This is a genomic window from Maribacter algarum (ex Zhang et al. 2020), from assembly GCF_005885635.1.
Lineage (GTDB): Bacteria > Bacteroidota > Bacteroidia > Flavobacteriales > Flavobacteriaceae > Maribacter_C > Maribacter_C algarum.
Genome location: NZ_VATY01000003.1, coordinates 662,742 through 679,901, shown reverse-complemented (window position 1 = coordinate 679,901; position 17,160 = coordinate 662,742). Strand labels below are relative to the sequence as shown.

16 protein-coding genes and 1 riboswitch are annotated in these 17,160 nt (G+C 37.8%); of the genes, 15 read left to right on the top strand and 1 reads right to left on the bottom strand.

The annotated features are described in order from the left end of the window. Positions 1-21 precede the first annotated feature (21 nt). The 7 genes from FEE95_RS16700 (at position 22) to FEE95_RS16670 (ending at position 6,052) form a co-directional block, all read left to right on the top strand. On the top strand, positions 22-2,112 hold the full coding sequence (locus FEE95_RS16700; protein ID WP_138659122.1) for a HEPN domain-containing protein: 2,091 nt from the start codon (positions 22-24) through the stop codon (positions 2,110-2,112). Next, the gene (cobA, locus tag FEE95_RS16695; protein WP_138659121.1) at positions 2,105-2,872 is read left to right on the top strand and encodes a uroporphyrinogen-III C-methyltransferase; all 768 of its coding nucleotides are present in this window, start codon (positions 2,105-2,107) and stop codon (positions 2,870-2,872) included. Before FEE95_RS16700 ends, cobA begins: the two co-directional genes overlap by 8 nt. Positions 2,873-2,874: 2 nt before the next feature. Then, complete coding sequence (locus FEE95_RS16690) at positions 2,875-3,453, top strand: precorrin-2 dehydrogenase/sirohydrochlorin ferrochelatase family protein (protein ID WP_138659120.1); 579 nt, start codon at positions 2,875-2,877, stop codon at positions 3,451-3,453. A gap of 3 nt (positions 3,454-3,456) precedes the next feature. Continuing rightward, complete coding sequence (locus FEE95_RS16685) at positions 3,457-4,518, top strand: NAD(P)/FAD-dependent oxidoreductase (protein WP_138659119.1); 1,062 nt, start codon at positions 3,457-3,459, stop codon at positions 4,516-4,518. Positions 4,519-4,698: 180 nt separating this feature from the next. Beyond that, the gene (locus tag FEE95_RS16680; RefSeq protein WP_138659118.1) at positions 4,699-5,106 is read left to right on the top strand and encodes a DUF805 domain-containing protein; all 408 of its coding nucleotides are present in this window, start codon (positions 4,699-4,701) and stop codon (positions 5,104-5,106) included. Positions 5,107-5,211: 105 nt separating this feature from the next. Further along, the gene (locus FEE95_RS16675) at positions 5,212-5,577 is read left to right on the top strand and encodes a DUF805 domain-containing protein (protein ID WP_138659117.1); all 366 of its coding nucleotides are present in this window, start codon (positions 5,212-5,214) and stop codon (positions 5,575-5,577) included. Positions 5,578-5,683: 106 nt separating this feature from the next. Continuing rightward, on the top strand, positions 5,684-6,052 hold the full coding sequence (locus tag FEE95_RS16670) for a DUF805 domain-containing protein (RefSeq protein WP_138659116.1): 369 nt from the start codon (positions 5,684-5,686) through the stop codon (positions 6,050-6,052). Positions 6,053-6,114: 62 nt separating this feature from the next. Here the strand turns inward: FEE95_RS16670 and FEE95_RS16665 are convergent, their stop codons facing one another. Then, entirely contained in the window at positions 6,115-6,873 is a 759-nt protein-coding gene (locus FEE95_RS16665; RefSeq protein WP_138659115.1) for an RDD family protein, read from the bottom strand. A 22-nt stretch (positions 6,874-6,895) separates the two neighbouring features. Between FEE95_RS16665 and FEE95_RS16660 the strand changes: the two genes are divergently transcribed. The 8 genes from FEE95_RS16660 (at position 6,896) to metF (ending at position 17,131) form a co-directional block, all read left to right on the top strand. After that, positions 6,896-7,873 (top strand): stage II sporulation protein M, encoded by a 978-nt coding sequence (locus tag FEE95_RS16660; RefSeq protein ID WP_138659114.1) that lies wholly within the window; start codon positions 6,896-6,898, stop codon positions 7,871-7,873. Then, the gene (locus FEE95_RS16655; protein ID WP_138659113.1) at positions 7,863-8,573 is read left to right on the top strand and encodes a hypothetical protein; all 711 of its coding nucleotides are present in this window, start codon (positions 7,863-7,865) and stop codon (positions 8,571-8,573) included. Before FEE95_RS16660 ends, FEE95_RS16655 begins: the two co-directional genes overlap by 11 nt. Continuing rightward, the gene (locus tag FEE95_RS16650; RefSeq protein ID WP_138659112.1) at positions 8,570-9,757 is read left to right on the top strand and encodes a hypothetical protein; all 1,188 of its coding nucleotides are present in this window, start codon (positions 8,570-8,572) and stop codon (positions 9,755-9,757) included. The genes FEE95_RS16655 and FEE95_RS16650 overlap by 4 nt, the downstream gene beginning before the upstream one ends. A 3-nt stretch (positions 9,758-9,760) precedes the next feature. Beyond that, positions 9,761-10,741: an AAA family ATPase gene (locus FEE95_RS16645; protein ID WP_138659111.1), complete on the top strand. Its 981-nt coding sequence runs from the start codon at positions 9,761-9,763 to the stop codon at positions 10,739-10,741. A gap of 9 nt (positions 10,742-10,750) precedes the next feature. Beyond that, positions 10,751-12,127, top strand: a complete 1,377-nt coding sequence (locus FEE95_RS16640; protein ID WP_138659110.1) for a DUF58 domain-containing protein — start codon at positions 10,751-10,753, stop codon at positions 12,125-12,127. 83 nt (positions 12,128-12,210) lie between these two features. Further along, a riboswitch (SAM riboswitch) is annotated at positions 12,211-12,341 on the top strand. Positions 12,342-12,424: 83 nt separating this feature from the next. After that, the gene (locus tag FEE95_RS16635; protein ID WP_138659109.1) at positions 12,425-13,429 is read left to right on the top strand and encodes a homocysteine S-methyltransferase family protein; all 1,005 of its coding nucleotides are present in this window, start codon (positions 12,425-12,427) and stop codon (positions 13,427-13,429) included. Then, positions 13,430-16,156: a methionine synthase gene (gene metH, locus FEE95_RS16630; protein WP_138659108.1), complete on the top strand. Its 2,727-nt coding sequence runs from the start codon at positions 13,430-13,432 to the stop codon at positions 16,154-16,156. A gap of 21 nt (positions 16,157-16,177) precedes the next feature. Then, a complete protein-coding gene (gene metF, locus FEE95_RS16625) occupies positions 16,178-17,131 on the top strand; it encodes a methylenetetrahydrofolate reductase [NAD(P)H] (protein WP_138659107.1) in 954 nt (317 codons plus the stop codon). Positions 17,132-17,160 lie beyond the last annotated feature (29 nt).

Here is a 17,160-nt window from a genome sequence, read left to right as displayed (position 1 = left end):
CAGAGTCTAAAATTTAATTTGATGCAAAGTTTCAGAACAGAAATAGAAAATCCAGTAGTTGAAAAAGACATTCTTGAATTGGAACGTAAGATTAACGAGTTCCATAACGGGAAGCTGGACGAGGAGAAATTCCGAAGCCTTCGTTTGGCACGTGGGGTATATGGGCAGCGTCAACAAGGCGTTCAGATGATTCGAATTAAATTACCCTATGGAAAGGTTACATCAAAGCAGCTGAAGGGAATTTGCGATGTTTCTGATGAATACTCCACTGGGCGTTTGCATATTACCACACGACAAGATATTCAAATCCATTATGTGGACTTGGACCGAACTCCTGAACTATGGGCTCAATTGGAGAAAAATGAGGTTACCCTAAGAGAGGCCTGTGGAAATACAGTGCGTAACGTTACGGCAAGTGAAACAGCTGGTATTGATGTTGATGAACCTTTTGATGTCTCTCCGTATGCCGAGGCCCTATTTAAATATTTTCTTAGAAACCCTATAAGTCAAGAAATGGGAAGAAAATTCAAGGTTTCTTTTTCATCAAGTGATGCGGATACCGGACTCTCATATATGCACGATTTAGGTTTCATCGCTAAAACCAAAGATGGTGTTAAGGGCTTTAAAGTACTATTGGGCGGCGGATTAGGTTCGCAGCCAAGGCATGCCGATGTGCTATTCGAGTTTTTGAATTCCGATAAAATAATTCCTTTAATGGATGGTGTGATTCGCGTTTTTGACCGTTATGGCGAACGAAAGAGTAGGGCAAAAGCCAGAATGAAATTCCTTTTAAAAGATATTGGTCTTGAAGGATTTAAGAAGTTACTTGAAGAGGAACAAAATGCGGTTCCACACAAATCAATTCCTATTGATGCTTTGGCCTATCCTAGAGTAAAAATTTCAAAAGCGGTAGCACCTAAAGTAGAAATTGAGGATAAGGATGCCTTTGAAAAATGGAAATCCACCAATTTAATTCCCCAAAAACAAGGTGGTTTTGTCGCTATCGGAATCAAAGTTCTACTTGGTGATTTCTATACGGATAAAGCAAGGTTATTGGCAGACTTGGTGGAAAAGTATGCGGCTGGGGAGATTCGTTTATCCCTCCGACAGAACATTTTGATTCCCTACGTAAAGGAAGAATTAATTCCTTTTTTCTATACGGAATTAGCAAAATTAGGTTTCGTTGAAGCTGGTTACAATAAGGCTTTGGATATCACCGCATGTCCCGGAACGGACACTTGTAACCTAGGGATTGCCAGCAGCACTGGAATTGCCGAAGAACTGGAACGAATAATAAAAGCAGAATATCCTGAGTATATCAGCAATCCTGATGTGGTTATTAAGATTAGCGGCTGTATGAATGCCTGTGGGCAACACAACATGGCCAATATTGGATTTCAGGGCATGAGCATCAGAACCAAAGATAAATTGGTTGCTCCGGCATTGCAGGTATTGTTGGGGGGAGGAAATGATGGAAATGGAAATGGCCGTTTTGCAGACAAAGTGGTAAAAGTACCAAGTAAGAGAGGCCCAGAAGCATTACGTCTAATTCTTGATGATTTTAACGCCAATGGAAAAGGAAACACCTTTGCGGATTACTATGCAGAAAAGGGCGAGCATTATTTCTATGATTTTCTAAAACCATTAACAGCGATTGACAATTTGACTCAAGAAGATTTTATCGATTGGGGCAATAACGAAAAATATAAAAAGGAAATCGGAATTGGTGAATGTGCAGGTGTTGTTATTGATTTGATTGCGACGCTGCTATTGGAGAGCCAAGAAAAAATTCAAAATGCAGAAGAAACTTTTAACCAAGAGAAATGGGCCGCGAGTATTTTTCACAGCTACTCTTCCATGGTTAATTCGGCAAAAGCTTTGCTCACCGCTGAAAAGACCAAAACGAATACACACTCAAGTATTATTAAAGATTTTGATGAAAAATTCGTGAGATCGGGCAGAATTTCGTTGTCGGAAGGATTTGAAGAATTGGTCTTACAACTGAATAAAAATAAGCCTACAAAGGAATTTGCGACAAGCTATATGAAGGATGCAAAAACATTTTTAGGAAAGGTGGAGACATTTAGAAAATTGGATTTGGAATATGTATAAAACCCCAAAATTGACGGTAGTAGGTGCAGGTCCTGGCGATGTAGAACTCATTACGCTAAAGGCCATCAAAGCCTTGCAGAACGCTAGCGTGATTCTTTACGATGCTTTGGTGAACAAGGAATTATTGGAATACGCACCCCAAGCGGAACATATTTTTGTGGGGAAACGCAAGGGGTGCTACTCCTATCAACAAGAACAAATCAATGAGTTGATTGTAAGTCGGGCCAAAAGCCATGGCCATATCGTACGCTTAAAGGGAGGAGACCCTTTTGTTTTCGGACGAGGTGCCGAAGAACTGGAATACGCCGCTGAACAAGGACTAGAAGTGGAGATGGTTCCAGGAATATCATCTTGTCTTTCTGTACCGGCAGCACAAAACATTCCGGTGACCAAGCGTGATTCAGCGGAGAGTTTTTGGGTAATTACCGGGACGACGAAAGAGCATAAACTATCAAATGATGTTCGTCTGGCGGCAAAGTCAAGTGCGACGGTAGTTATTTTGATGGGAATGTCAAAACTCTCGCAAATTGTTGCCCTTTTTAAGAAAGAAGGAAAATCTGAAACACCTATTGCTATCATTCAAAATGGCACTAGAACGGATGAAAAAGTGGGAGTAGCTACAATAGCATCCATAGAAAAAGAAGTAGAACGGCAAGAATTGGCAAACCCAGCAATCATTATTGTCGGCGAAGTAGTTCGTCATCGTGAACGAATTTTAGAGATTCAAGAAAAGTATATTGAACCTGAACTAGTCCTTTGATTATGGAGAGAAACAATCTATATCCAGTTTTTCTAAAGACTTCAAATCTTCATATTCTGATAGTGGGCGGAGGAAATGTAGCCGAGGAAAAATTGACCTTTTTGACAAAGTCAAGTCCTGATGCTAAGGTTACTATGGTTTCTCCCATTTATCGAAAAGTAACAAGGCAATTGGCCTTACGGTTTGATGTAGAGTTAATTACTGATTCGTATCAAGCGAAATATTTGATGGGAAAGCATATGGTGATTGCAACTACCGATGTACCAGAAGTAAATATTCAGGTATATAACGATTGTAGGTCTTTTGATAAATTGGTAAATGTGGCAGATAACCCTCCTTATTGTGATTTTTATATGGGCGGAATAGTCACCAAAGGAAACGTGAAAATTGCCATTTCAACGAATGGAAAATCCCCTACAACGGCAAAAAGATTACGCCAGTTTTTTGAGGACGTTATTCCGGATGACATTACCAAAATGGTGCAAAATTTGAACGATTACAGAAAAACAATAAAGGGTGATTTTGAACAAAAAGTGGATAAAATGAACGAAATAACTCAAAAATTGGTTGAAAAAGTATAAAAAATGATAAAAACAGATATATTAATTATAGGCGCAGGTCCAACTGGACTCTTTACGGTTTTTGAAGCGGGATTACTAAAATTGAAATGCCATTTGATTGACGCTTTGCCACAACCGGGCGGACAATGTTCTGAAATCTATCCGAAGAAACCTATTTATGATATTCCTGCATTTCCAGAAATCTTGGCAGGTGATTTGGTAGATAATCTCATGGAACAAATAAAACCTTTTGAAGCAGGTTTTACTTTAGGAGAACGGGCGGAAACTTTAGAAAAGCAAACAGACGGGTCGTATATAGTTACAACAAACAAAGGTACAAAGCATCAAGCGCCCGTTGTTGTAATTGCTGGTGGTCTGGGTTCTTTTGAACCAAGAAAACCGCCTATCGAAAACATTCAAGATTTCGAAGACAAAGGAGTTGCCTATATAATTAAAGACCCAGAAGTATATCGAGATAAAAAGGTAGTTATCGCCGGTGGAGGTGATTCGGCCTTAGATTGGGCGATTTATCTAACCGATGTGGCTTCAGAAGTTTCCTTGGTGCACCGAAGAAATGAATTTCGTGGCGCATTGGACTCCGTGGAAAAAGCCTCCGAATTGGCAAAGTTGGGAAAAATCAAGTTATTCACTGAAGCACAAGTAAAAAAGCTTTACGGTGATGAACAGCTGGAAGCCGTTGTGGTAAAGCATAATGATTCTGATAAAGGTGAAAGCTATTTAGAAGTAGATAATTTCATTCCTCTTTTCGGACTGTCTCCAAAGTTAGGTCCTATAGGCAATTGGGGATTGGAAATAGAGAAAAATGCAATTAAGGTGAACAACGCTAAAGATTATCAGACAAATCTTCCTGGAGTATTCGCTATTGGTGATGTGAACACCTATGAAGGAAAGTTGAAGTTGATTCTTTCTGGTTTTCATGAAGCCGCAATAATGTGTCAGTATGCGTATCAGCTTATTAATCCGGGTAAACGCTATGTAATGAAGTATACCACAGTTGGCGGAGTTGAAGGTTTTGATGGCACGAAAAAGGAAGCTAAAAAAGAGGTTGTACAGAGTATTGCTTGAAAATTTGCTATGATTACCGGTTAGCTATTACCTCTAAGTCAATTTTTGATTTGGAGGTTTTTTTGTTCTGAATATGAGACCCAAAGTCAGAAATTCCAATAATTTTTTTTTACGTTCATAATTTACAAAAGGTTTTTCCGTTTAACATGAAATTGAAAAATGACGTAAAAAAAGAAAATTATGAACTGGTACTTAAAAGTATTAAAACAATATGCCGATTTCAGTGGTAGAGCTAGAAGACAGGAATACTGGATGTATACTCTATTCAACGCTATAATTGTTATCTCACTTGTTTTTTTATCCAGTATGCTTGGGGAAGCAGTAGGTGATTCTGAAGGTTTAATAATGATTCCCATGGTGCTATATATATTAGCAGTTTTTATTCCGACACTTGCTGTCGTAGTGAGGAGATTGCATGATCAAGACAAGAGCGGATGGTATATTTTAGTCCGTTTCATCCCTATTATCGGCCCAATTTGGTTATTGGTGCTATTGTGTACAGACGGTAGTCCAGGTCCAAATCAGTATGGTCCTGATCCTAAAAACCTACCCTCAGAAATAAATGATATTGGTGTTACTGAAGCCTAGATTAGCTGATAATCAGTATTTAACAAATTTTGCAAATTGATTTTTCAATAATATTTTCTTTTTTTCGTTCATAAATGATTATCCCAAATCCCTAAAACGAAATTTATGAATTGGTATTTAAAAGTATTAAAACAATACGCCGATTTTAACGGTAGAGCTAGAAGACAAGAATACTGGATGTTTTACCTGTTCAATTTTATTTTTAGCTTCCTTATTGGAATTATAGATGGCGCCCTTGGTATGGAGGAATTGGGTATAGGTACGGTATATAGTTTAGGTGTACTCATACCAACTATTGCGGCCGGTGTTCGCAGGATGCATGATCTCGGTAAGAGTGGCTGGTATATACTTATTCCCATTTACAACTTCATCCTACTCTGCACGGATGGGGAATATGGACCGAATCAATATGGCCCAGACCCTAAAAATCCGTACAATGAAATTGATGATATCGGTGTTTCGGAAGCCTAAACCTATTGATAATCAGCATTGGATTAAGTTTGTCTATTGATTTTCAATAATATTTCCTTTTATTCGTTAGTTAAATAATTAACCCAAACCCCTAAAAACTAAATTTATGAATTGGTATTTGAAAGTATTAAAACAATACGCTGATTTTAAAGGCAGAGCAAGAAGAAAAGAATATTGGATGTTTTTCTTATTCAACATTATTATTTCCTATGGAATTACATTCATAGCATTGGGGCTAGAGATGCCTGAACTTTCTATTGTTTCAACTATTTATTCTTTAGCGGTACTTATTCCTGGTATTGCAGTAGGAGTTAGGCGAATGCATGACGTTGGTAAGAGCGGATGGTATTTGTTAATCCCTATTTATAGCTTAATCTTGGCTTGCACAGATAGCGAAGAAGGACCTAATAAATGGGGCCCAAACCCTAAGAATCCAAATACCGAACTGGATGACATCGGTGTAGCAGAAGCATAAACTTTAAAATATAAAGTTTATATTAAAAAGGAGCGAAAGGCATATTTCGCTCCTTTTTGGTTTTACATATCCTTTGTGAAGTGGTTATAATCATTTATTATAGTCCGAATAAAGTTTTCAGTGGTAATATCAGGGTCTGGTCTTTCCTCTATTACATTGATGATTTTTTCCTTTAGTGTCAACATGGTTTTATGGTCTTTGTTCTTAATTGCTCGTAGAAAGTTTTCCTTAACGATTCTTACATCATTGTCAGATAGTTTAATAACCGAAAAATACGTTGGTTTATAGTCTTCCTTGATTTCCTGAAGGATAGTATTATTAATACCGATTTTATTTTTCAAGGTTATTACTGCTGTACCAGATGCCATTCCTCCTAGGCGTTGGTGTTTTTTAGAGATTCCAATGGCAACGAGGGCAGGAATACCCCAAAAAAGACTGATTTCCGCAAGTCGCATTGCCCATCGAATGAAGTAGTCTAAAAACGACGCACGATACCCATCTATTTTCACGACTCTGATATTGACTACTTTTTTTCCCAAAGTTTGCCCCATAAGAAGTGTTTCGGATACGATAGTGTAAAAAATAATTGGGGAACATATTAGTATCAATATCGCCATTACACTCCATGGGTCATTGGCGAAATCGTCTTCAATCATCCTATCTAATGGGTTAGAGGCTAGTGTAAAAAGAAAGGAAATAAAAAATAAATAAGCAATTTTGATAACTAGGTCAATAATATAAGCTAGAATACGTTCTCCTACTTCAGCAGCTTTAAAATTTATTGTTACGTTCTGAGTAGTGGTAATTTGTATTTCTGCCATTATATAATTTTATTTGTAGCGTATGAGGGAAGTGGCTTTTATCCGACAAAATAAAGAAAAATGGTTGCAATTTGAAAAAGCAATTTCTCAAAAGAAGATTGAAAATCCAGACCATCTTTCTGACCTATATCTGCATTTAATTAATGATTTAGCATACGCCCAAACTTACTACAAAAAGAGTAAACTTGTTGTCTATTTGAACAACTTGGCGGTAAATGTCTACCAAAAGATTTATTTGACCAAAAGGGAGGAATCGAATCTGCTGGTCTATTTTTTCACAGTAGACGTTCCCATACTGTTATATCGTTATCGCAGGTATTTGTTATATGCTTTTTTATTCTTTCTCACCGCCGTTGCCATTGGTGTTGTTTCCGCGGCCAACGACGATTCTTTTGTTCGCTTAATACTGGGAGACGCCTATGTGAATGAAACGCTTCAGAATATTGAAAATGGAGACCCTGTGGCTATCTACAAAGGAGGTAGCAACTGGGGAAGCTTTATTGGTATAACCTTCAATAACCTGAAAGTAGGGTTAACAGGATTTGCATGGGGCTTATCAGGAGGGGTAGGCACCGCATATATACTACTTCAAAACGGAATAATGGTAGGCGCTTTTCAGTATATGTTCGAAAAGCAGGATGTGCTATGGGAAAGCGCAAAAGGAATATGGATTCATGGCGCAATGGAAATTTTCGCAATTGTCATAGAGGGCGCAGCCGGTTTTATATTAGGAGCTAGTATTTTATTTCCAAAAACCTTTTCTAGGTTAGTATCCTTTAAAAGAGGAATGAGGGATGGAATAAAAATTGTTATAAGTACCTTCCCGTTTACTATTGCTGCAGGTTTTTTAGAAGGTTACATAACCAGATATTCTGATACAATGCCCAACTTTTTGGCATTATTTATCATTTTAGGAACCTTAGGTATTATCTCATATTACTATCTTATTTATCCCTTTCGAGTCAATAAAAAAATAACCAGTACTAGCTTTGAGAAATAAGACACCTTTTCTTTATGCATTTTGGTTTGCCCTGGGCATGGTAGTATCCAATGCGCAAGAAATTGAAGTGCCAGATGTACCAGAAGAGGTTCGAGTATTGCCGAATACCTTCAAAGAAAACTATACCGGCAAAGCCTATGATTATGTTGAAACCACTTCTTCACTAGCCCGTTTTAGAAGCTGGCTTGGTGACTTGTTTTCAAGTTGGTTTAGAATAGAAAGTGAAAGTGCGGGAAATATCATCAGTGTCTTTTATTACTTGTTTTGGATTTTGGTGATTTTATTGGTCATCTATTTGATTGTAAAGGTTGTTCTGAACAAGGAGATTAGGTGGATTTTCAAAAGAAACAAAGAAGAGACCCAAAACCTGAATTTTGATATTGGAGAGAATATACGTGAGGTAGATTTCAATAGTTTGATTTCCGAAGCGGTATCCAATGCAGATTATAGGTCGGCCATACGATACTATTATCTTTTTTTATTAAAGAAATTAGACCAATTTGAGGTCATAGACTATGATGCGCAAAAAACCACTTTTGATTATCAATTAGAAGTTGAGGGGTCAAAATACGCCCCTGGTTTTAGTAAGGCAACCTATTACTACACCTATATATGGTATGGTGAATTTAGCATAGATGAAGGCGAGTATAAGCAAACATCCTCCGTTTACAATGAACTTCTAAAACAGTTTAAAGGATGAACAGAAAAGGAATTTTAGTCTCCAGCTTTGTCATCTTAATGATTGTATTGGTCTTTGCCAATAGAAGTCATACCGTAAATTGGACTCCTACGTTTAATGAGTTTGAAACAAAGCCGATGGATACAAAGGTGTTTTTTGACCAGTTACCCTTTTGGTTTCAAGGAAAGTCAGTTAAGAAAATACATACTACATTTTACGAATATGATCAGTATTTAAGGGATCAACCAGTCGATTCTACTAAGAACTATATCAGCATCTCTAAACACTATGATATAGACAACACCTCTTTTGAAGCTTTGTTGGAATATGTTGCCTATGGAAATGATGCTTTTATTTCCGCGTACAGCTTTCCATATTACGTTAAAGATACCCTAGGTTTTAAAACTGCATTTGAGAATACCGATATCACGGAGACAGAGAATACATTGTTTTTTGAATTTGCTAAAGATTCATTAGTTTATACTTCAAAGATTCCAACCGGAACCTCATATGTGAAGGATAGTACTGCTGGAAAAAAACTAGGATACTTTATATCTGATAAAGGTAAAAAGAGAACCAATTTTGTTGGAATTCCGTATTACGATGGAATTTTTTACATACATACAGCTCCTGAGGTTTTTACCAATTACCAAATGTTAGAAGCATCTGATACGCGTTATGTAAGCACGGCTATTTCATATATGCCCCAAGTGCCTTTTCTTTTGGATAAAGCAGTAAAGACCAATCCCGAGATTAGCGACAGCACCTTGCGTTATATCATGTCCAAAGAACCCTTGAAATGGAGTTGGTACTTATTGCTATTGGCTCTAGCCCTTTTCATTTTCTTCAATGCAAAGCGTAGACAAAGAATAATTCCCATTATAGAGCCTCTAAAAAATACTACAACAGAATTTGTTCACACCGTTAGTAATTTGCATTATGAAGCAGCTGATTACAATGGTATTATTCAGAAAAAAATCATTCACTTCTTAGAGTCCATACGTAGCAAATACCATCTGTCGACCGAGAATTTGAATGAAGATTTTGTAAAGAAGCTAGCGTTGAAATCTGGTAACCAAGTAGAGCAGGTACAACAATTAGTTACTCTTATTTTGAAAATGAAATCGCATAATTTTATGACCAAAGAACCCCTAGTAAAACTTAATAAAGAGATAGAGAATTTCTACAACAAAGATAAAAATTAACCCATGGAAAATAATGATATTGAGTTTGGTAATCGGCTAGACCTAAGTGAATTACAAGCAAGTGTCCTTCAGATAAAAACAGAACTTTCTAAAGTAATTGTTGGGCAAAAACATCTAGTAAACCTATTGCTAACGGCTTTATTGGCCGAAGGCCATGTTTTATTGGAGGGTGCCCCCGGAGTTGCCAAGACCATTACAGCAAAATTATTGGCAAAGGCTTTGGCTGTAGATTTTAGTAGAATACAGTTTACTCCGGATCTTATGCCTTCAGATGTATTAGGGACTTCTATTTTTAATTTGAAGAAATCTGAATTCGAGTTTAAGAAGGGGCCTATATTTTCTAATATTGTTTTGGCTGATGAAATTAATCGGGCCCCCGCAAAAACGCAAGCTGCTTTATTTGAGGTAATGGAGGAAAGACAAGTAACCATGGATGGAGAGAAGTACCTATTGGATGCGCCTTATATCATATTGGCTACTCAAAATCCCATTGAGCAAGAAGGAACCTACAGATTACCTGAGGCGCAATTAGATCGTTTTCTTTTCAAAATAACTATTGATTATCCCAATTTGGAGGAAGAGGTGGAGATTATAACAAGAGAGCATGCCTTGAAAACAACAAAGTTGGAGCAAATTACCAGTAGTTTGAGTAAGGAGAAAATTGTGGCTTTTCAAGCTTTGATTTCTCAAATTATTGTTGAACCGCACCTCATAAAGTATATCGCAGAAATCATATTGAATACTCGTACGAACCCCTTTTTGTATTTAGGAGCCTCTCCTAGAGCCTCAATAGCGGTTTTAAAAGCCAGTAAGGCTTTTGCGGCGATAAACGGAAGGGACTTTGTAACTCCAGAAGATATAAAACAAATTGCAATTCCTGTATTGCAGCACCGTGTTATCATAACACCAGAAAGGGAAATGGAGGGGATTACTTCAACACAAATAATCAATGATATTCTACAGAGTGTTGAAATTCCAAAATAATTGGGTTTAATGGCAGAAACTAAAACATCAGAGGCTTCCAAAACTCTTCCCATAGTGCGGTTTTTTAAAGAATTATTTTTAAATAATCGTTTTTTCTATGTGATGTCCGGGATAATCGTACTCTTTATTCTTAGTTTTATCTATCCTGCTTTATTAGAGTTTGCAAAACTTTCCTGTCTTATTTTTCTGGTAGTTGTTATTGTAGATAGTCTTATTCTTTTCGGGACTAAAAAAGGAATCAAAGCGAACCGAATTCTACCTGAAAAGTTTTCTAACGGAGACCGTAATAAAGTTGCCATTGAGATTACTAATGGTTTTTCATTAAAGATGTCTTGCTTAATAATAGACGAACTGCCCTTCCAGTTTCAGCAACGTGATTTCAATCTAAATAGGGATATTCCTGCAAACTCAAAAGAGTCTATCTATTATGAAGTTGTCCCTAAGGAACGTGGCGAATATAAGTTTGGCGAATTGCATCTATTTGTTTCAAGTCGAATAGGCTTTGTAATGCGGAAGTTTTCCTTTGACGCTTCACAAATGGTAAAGACATATCCTAGTTTTTTACAGCTCAAGAAGTACGATTTAATTTCATTGAATCAATTTAATCTTCAGTTTGGAATAAAGAAAATCCGTAGAATTGGAAATTCATTCGAGTTTGAACAGATTAAAGATTATGTACAAGGTGACAACATAAAAGATATTAATTGGAAGGCGACAGCCAAACGCAATCAACTGATGGTGAATCAATTTCAAGATGAAAAGTCACAGCAGGTATACTCTGTTATTGACAAAGGCAGGGTAATGAAGATGCCATTTGAAGGGCTCAGTTTGCTGGATTATGCGATAAATTCAGCTCTGGTAATCAGTAGCGTAGTAGTCAGAAGGCATGACAAAGCTGGGGTTTTTTCATTTTCCAGAAAACCAGAAAATTTCGTTGTAGCTGAACGCAGAAATGCACAAATGAATTTAATACAAGAGTCACTTTATAATGTAAATACAGATTTTAGCGAATCCGATTTTGGCAATTTATACAGCTTGATAAAGCGAAAAGTAACTACAAGAAGTTTGTTATTGTTGTACACCAACTTTGCCAGCCTAGATGCGGTAAACAGACAGATTGGATATTTGAGAGCGATTAACAAAAGTCATTTGTTGGTAGTGGTATTTTTTAAAAACACAGAACTAGAACATCTCAAAAACGAAGAAGCAAATACTATTCAAGAGATTTTTGATAAAACCATTGCAGAAAAATTCAGCTATGACAAAAAATTAATAGCGGCTGAGTTAAATAAATATGGAATACAAACCATTTTGACCTCTCCGAGTAACCTTACCATAGATACCATAAATAAATACTTAGAAATAAAGGCGAAAGGTTTACTTTGATTCAATATCAATTTTTATCTGAATAACTTGGTTTTCATAAGCTTGTAGCTTTACTTTGCACTCAGTTCATACAAACATTGAAATCGTTATCAAGAAAGGTGGAGGGATTAGACCCTATGAAGCCTTAGCAACCCTTTAACTTTAAAGAAGGTGCTACATTCTACCTGTCCTGAACTCGTTTCAGGACCTTTTGAGTAAATTTAAAGGGTAAGGCAGATAACTAAGAAAGACATTTTGTCTTACACTTCTCCTTACTTGATAATTTATAAATCGAATACATAGTATTTGGAAATTTTTATGGTAAATATCAAGGACATATTAAAAGAACGAATTCTAGTTTTAGATGGCGCTATGGGCACTATGCTCCAACGTTACAAATTCACCGAAGAAGACTTCCGCGGAGAGCGGTTTAAACATTGGGAGCACCCACTGCAAGGAAATAACGACCTATTATCCTTGACTCAGCCAGAGGCCATTGCCGAAGTGCATCGCAAGTATTTTGCCGCCGGAGCGGATATTGTTGAAACGAATACCTTTTCAGGAACTACCATCGCCATGGCCGATTACCATATGGAAGATTTGGTCTATGAACTGAATTACGAGTCTGCGAAAATTGCAAAAAAGGTAGCCGATGAATTTACTGCTAGAGAATCTCATAAGCCAAGGTTTGTTGCGGGAAGTATGGGGCCGACAAACAAGACGGCAAGCATGTCGCCAGATGTAAATGATCCCGGATTCAGGGCGATTTCTTTTGATGAATTACGGATTGCGTACAAACAGCAAGCAGAAGCTTTGTTAGATGGAGGTTCAGATATTTTGCTTGTAGAAACCATTTTCGATACGTTAAATGCGAAGGCGGCCCTTTTTGCTATCGAAGAAGTCAAAGAAGAACGGAATATTGACGTTCCGATTATGGTCAGTGGTACGATTACAGATGCCTCTGGTAGAACCTTATCAGGTCAAACTGCCGAAGCATTTTTAATATCTATTTCTCATATCCCGATTTTGTCAGTAGGGTTTAATTGCGCCTTAGGAGCGAATCAATTGGTACCACATTTGGAGGTCTTATCTAGCAGAACGCTACATGCAATTTCCGCCCACCCCAATGCTGGGCTACCTAACGCGTTTGGAGAATACGATGAAACTCCTGAACAAATGGCAGCTCAAATCAAGGAATATGTGGAAAAAGGACTTGTAAATATTGTAGGAGGCTGTTGCGGAACAACTCCTGAGCATATTACTGCGATTGCTGACTTGGTGAAAAAGTATGATCCAAGGAACCTAATAGTTGAAAAAGTTTAAATGGCCGAACTCAAACCAAAATATTTAAAACTAAGTGGTCTTGAACCACTTGTGGTTACTCCTGAAACTAATTTTATAAATGTTGGGGAGCGGACGAATGTGGCAGGTTCCAAAAAATTCCTTCGCCTCATTAAAGAAGAAAAATTCGAAGAAGCTTTGGATGTAGCACGACATCAGGTAGAAGGTGGTGCCCAAATCATCGATATCAATATGGATGACGGACTCATCGATGGCAAAGAAGCAATGGTGAAGTTTTTGAATCTTGTTATTGCCGAACCAGATATTGCCCGTGTCCCGATTATGATTGATAGTTCAAAATGGGAAATCATAGAAGCGGGACTTCAAGTGGTGCAAGGCAAATGTGTGGTAAATTCCATTAGTCTAAAAGAAGGTGAGGAAGAGTTCATACGTCATGCAAAGCTCATAAAACGATACGGAGCTGCCGTAATTGTTATGGCATTTGATGAGGTAGGACAAGCGGATAATTATGAGCGACGGCTTGAAATTTCGAAACGCTCCTATGATATTTTGGTAGACAAAGTTGGTTTTCCTCCAGAGGATATCATTTTTGATCTGAATATTTTTCCTGTTGCTACGGGTATGGATGAGCACAAACTAAATGCGCTCGATTTTATAAACGCCACCAAATGGGTTCGCGATAACTTGCCCCATTGTAGTGTTAGTGGAGGCGTGAGTAATGTTTCTTTTTCATTTAGAGGCAACAATCCTGTACGAGAAGCGATGCATTCGGTGTTCTTATATCACGCGATTAAAGCCGGAATGAATATGGGTATTGTCAACCCGACGATGCTAGAAGTATATGATGATATTCCGAAAGACTTACTAGAGCATGTGGAAGATGTTATGCTCAATAGGCGTGATGATGCAACCGAAAGACTGCTTGATTTTGCAGAATCTGTTGTTGGAAAAGCTAAGGAGAGTAAAGTCGATTTATCTTGGCGTGAAGAGCCGTTACAAGAAAGAATAACTAGAGCATTAGTTAAAGGGATTGACCAATATATTGAGGAAGACGTAGAGGAAGCGAGACAAACAGCTGACAAACCCATTGAAGTTATCGAAGGCAATTTGATGACAGGAATGAATGTCGTAGGTGACCTCTTTGGAAGTGGAAAAATGTTCTTGCCGCAGGTAGTGAAATCTGCTCGAGTAATGAAAAAAGCAGTTGCTTACCTATTGCCATATATTGAAGAAGAGAAGTTGTTGAACCCGCAAGAAGGGGATTCTGATGGAGCAGGTAAAATATTGATGGCTACCGTAAAAGGTGATGTTCATGATATTGGAAAAAACATCGTAAGTGTAGTTTTGGCATGTAATAATTATGAGATTGTAGATTTGGGGGTAATGGTGCCACCAGAGAAAATTATCGCTTCTGCCATAGAACATAATGTAGATGTCATCGGTCTAAGTGGATTGATTACCCCATCATTGGATGAGATGGTACATTTGGCCAAAGAAATGGAACGTAAAAACTTTACGGTTCCTTTATTAATTGGCGGAGCTACTACAAGTAAAGCGCATACTGCGGTAAAGATAGACCCTCAGTATAGTCAGGCTGTTGTGCATGTAAACGACGCTTCCCGAGCGGTGACCGTTGTTGGTGATTTGTTACAGAAAGAAACATCCGATAGATATAAAAAATCCATCAAAGAAGATTACGATGTCTTTCGAGATAAATTTTTGAAACGCTCCGTTCAAAAGGAATACAAATCCATAGAAAAAGCGAGAGAGAATAAGTTTAAGATTGATTGGAATACTTCCGAAATCGTAAAGCCAAACCGTCTAGGAATTCAAATCATTGACGATATGGATATGGAAAAGCTTGTCCCGTTTATTGATTGGACACCTTTTTTCAGAAGTTGGGAGCTCCATGGAAAATACCCTGATATCCTAACGGATAATATAGTCGGCACCCAAGCAACCGATTTATTTGCGGATGCCCAAAAGATGTTGAAAGAAGTTTTATCGGAAAAGAAACTAAAGGCAAAAGCTATATTCGGATTATTCCCAGCGAATACAATCAATGACGATGATATCGAAGTAGGCCCTCTTTCTGTCAGTTCGAACGGCGTCGAGAACACAGAAAGTAACGAAAGATTTGTCTTCCGAACACTACGTCAACAATTACAAAGAAGAGAAGGTGTGCCTGATTATGCTTTGGCAGACTTTATAGCTCCCAAAGAAAGAAAGAAACAAGATTATATGGGTTGTTTCTGTGTGTCCACGGGATTTGGAACGGCAGAACTAGCGGCAGTTTATGAAAAAGAGCTGGACGATTACAGTTCCATAATGATAAAAGCATTAGCAGACCGTTTAGCGGAAGCGTTCGCAGAGTATTTACACAAAGAAGTACGCACCAAACATTGGGGTTATGCTGTAAACGAAGATTTAAGCAATGAAGATTTAATACAGGAATCGTATAAGGGAATTCGCCCAGCACCAGGTTATCCAGCTTGTCCTGACCATTTGGAGAAATTGACGATTTGGGAAATACTTCAAGTAGAAAAGAAAATAGGAGTAAAACTGACTGAAAGTTTAGCGATGTGGCCAGCAGCATCCGTTTCAGGGTACTATTTTGGTAATCTGGATGCTCGTTATTTCGGACTTGGAAAAATAAAAGAAGACCAGGTAGCTGATTTTGCGAATAGAAAAGGAATACCAATTGCTGAAGCCACAAAATGGTTGGCTCCTAATATTGCAGATGATTAATAGAATTTAGAAAAAGTATACATGAAGGTTACTGAACATATAGAAGCAGCCAAAGGAAAAACGTTGTTTTCCTTCGAGATTATTCCACCGGTCAAAGGTCGAAATATTCAAGAATTATACGATAATATCGACCCTTTGATGGAGTATAACCCTCCATTTATTGATGTCACTACTTCTCGTGAAGAGTACGTATATATAGACCGCTCAGGGCTTTTAGACAAAAAATTGACACGTATGCGCCCAGGGACGGTAGGTATCTGTGCATCGATTAAGCACAAGTATAATGTAGATACCGTTCCTCATGTTCTGTGCGGTGGATTTACCAAAGAGGAAACAGAATATTTACTTGTTGATTGCCACTATTTGGGAATCGAAAATGTAATGGCTTTACGAGGAGATGCCATGCGAGAAGAAAAATATTTTGAGCCAACCAAAGGTGGTCATCCTTTTGCAATCAATTTAGTGGAACAGATTCAAAACCTAAACTGTGGAAAGTACTTGCATGAAGTTATAGAAACGGATGATTGTGCAGATTTCTGTATCGGCGTGGCCGGATACCCAGAGAAACATTTGGAAGCACCATCCTTGAAATCAGATTTGAAGCGACTCAAAGAAAAGGTTGACGCCGGTGCCGATTACGTAGTAACGCAAATGTTCTTTGATAATCAGAAATACTTTGAATTTGTTGATGCGGCAAAAGATGCAGGAATCAATGTTCCTATCATTCCGGGAATCAAACCAATTGCTGTAAAACGACATTTACAACTTTTACCCCAGGTGTTTCGAATAGATTTACCGCAAGATTTGATTGATGCAGTAGATGATTGTGAGAATAACAAATCGGTTCGTCAAGTAGGCATTGAATGGGCAATTCAACAGTCAAAAGAATTGAAAGAGGCAGGTGTTCCGGTGTTACATTATTATTCCATGGGAAAATCAGACAACATTCAGGCGATTGCGAAAAGTCTATTTTAGACCCTTACCAAGAGTATAAAGTTTTCAAA

Coding starts and splice junctions, on each gene's coding strand:
- metF (WP_138659107.1), top strand. CDS start 16,178: ATGAAGGTTACTGAACATATAGAAGCAGCCAAAGGAAAAACGTTGTTT.
- FEE95_RS16675 (WP_138659117.1), top strand. CDS start 5,212: ATGAATTGGTATTTAAAAGTATTAAAACAATACGCCGATTTTAACGGT.
- FEE95_RS16700 (WP_138659122.1), top strand. CDS start 22: ATGCAAAGTTTCAGAACAGAAATAGAAAATCCAGTAGTTGAAAAAGAC.
- FEE95_RS16640 (WP_138659110.1), top strand. CDS start 10,751: ATGGCAGAAACTAAAACATCAGAGGCTTCCAAAACTCTTCCCATAGTG.
- FEE95_RS16665 (WP_138659115.1), bottom strand. CDS start 6,873: ATGGCAGAAATACAAATTACCACTACTCAGAACGTAACAATAAATTTT.
- metH (WP_138659108.1), top strand. CDS start 13,430: ATGGCCGAACTCAAACCAAAATATTTAAAACTAAGTGGTCTTGAACCA.
- FEE95_RS16660 (WP_138659114.1), top strand. CDS start 6,896: ATGAGGGAAGTGGCTTTTATCCGACAAAATAAAGAAAAATGGTTGCAA.
- cobA (WP_138659121.1), top strand. CDS start 2,105: ATGTATAAAACCCCAAAATTGACGGTAGTAGGTGCAGGTCCTGGCGAT.
- FEE95_RS16650 (WP_138659112.1), top strand. CDS start 8,570: ATGAACAGAAAAGGAATTTTAGTCTCCAGCTTTGTCATCTTAATGATT.
- FEE95_RS16680 (WP_138659118.1), top strand. CDS start 4,699: ATGAACTGGTACTTAAAAGTATTAAAACAATATGCCGATTTCAGTGGT.
- FEE95_RS16645 (WP_138659111.1), top strand. CDS start 9,761: ATGGAAAATAATGATATTGAGTTTGGTAATCGGCTAGACCTAAGTGAA.
- FEE95_RS16690 (WP_138659120.1), top strand. CDS start 2,875: ATGGAGAGAAACAATCTATATCCAGTTTTTCTAAAGACTTCAAATCTT.
- FEE95_RS16685 (WP_138659119.1), top strand. CDS start 3,457: ATGATAAAAACAGATATATTAATTATAGGCGCAGGTCCAACTGGACTC.
- FEE95_RS16635 (WP_138659109.1), top strand. CDS start 12,425: ATGGTAAATATCAAGGACATATTAAAAGAACGAATTCTAGTTTTAGAT.
- FEE95_RS16670 (WP_138659116.1), top strand. CDS start 5,684: ATGAATTGGTATTTGAAAGTATTAAAACAATACGCTGATTTTAAAGGC.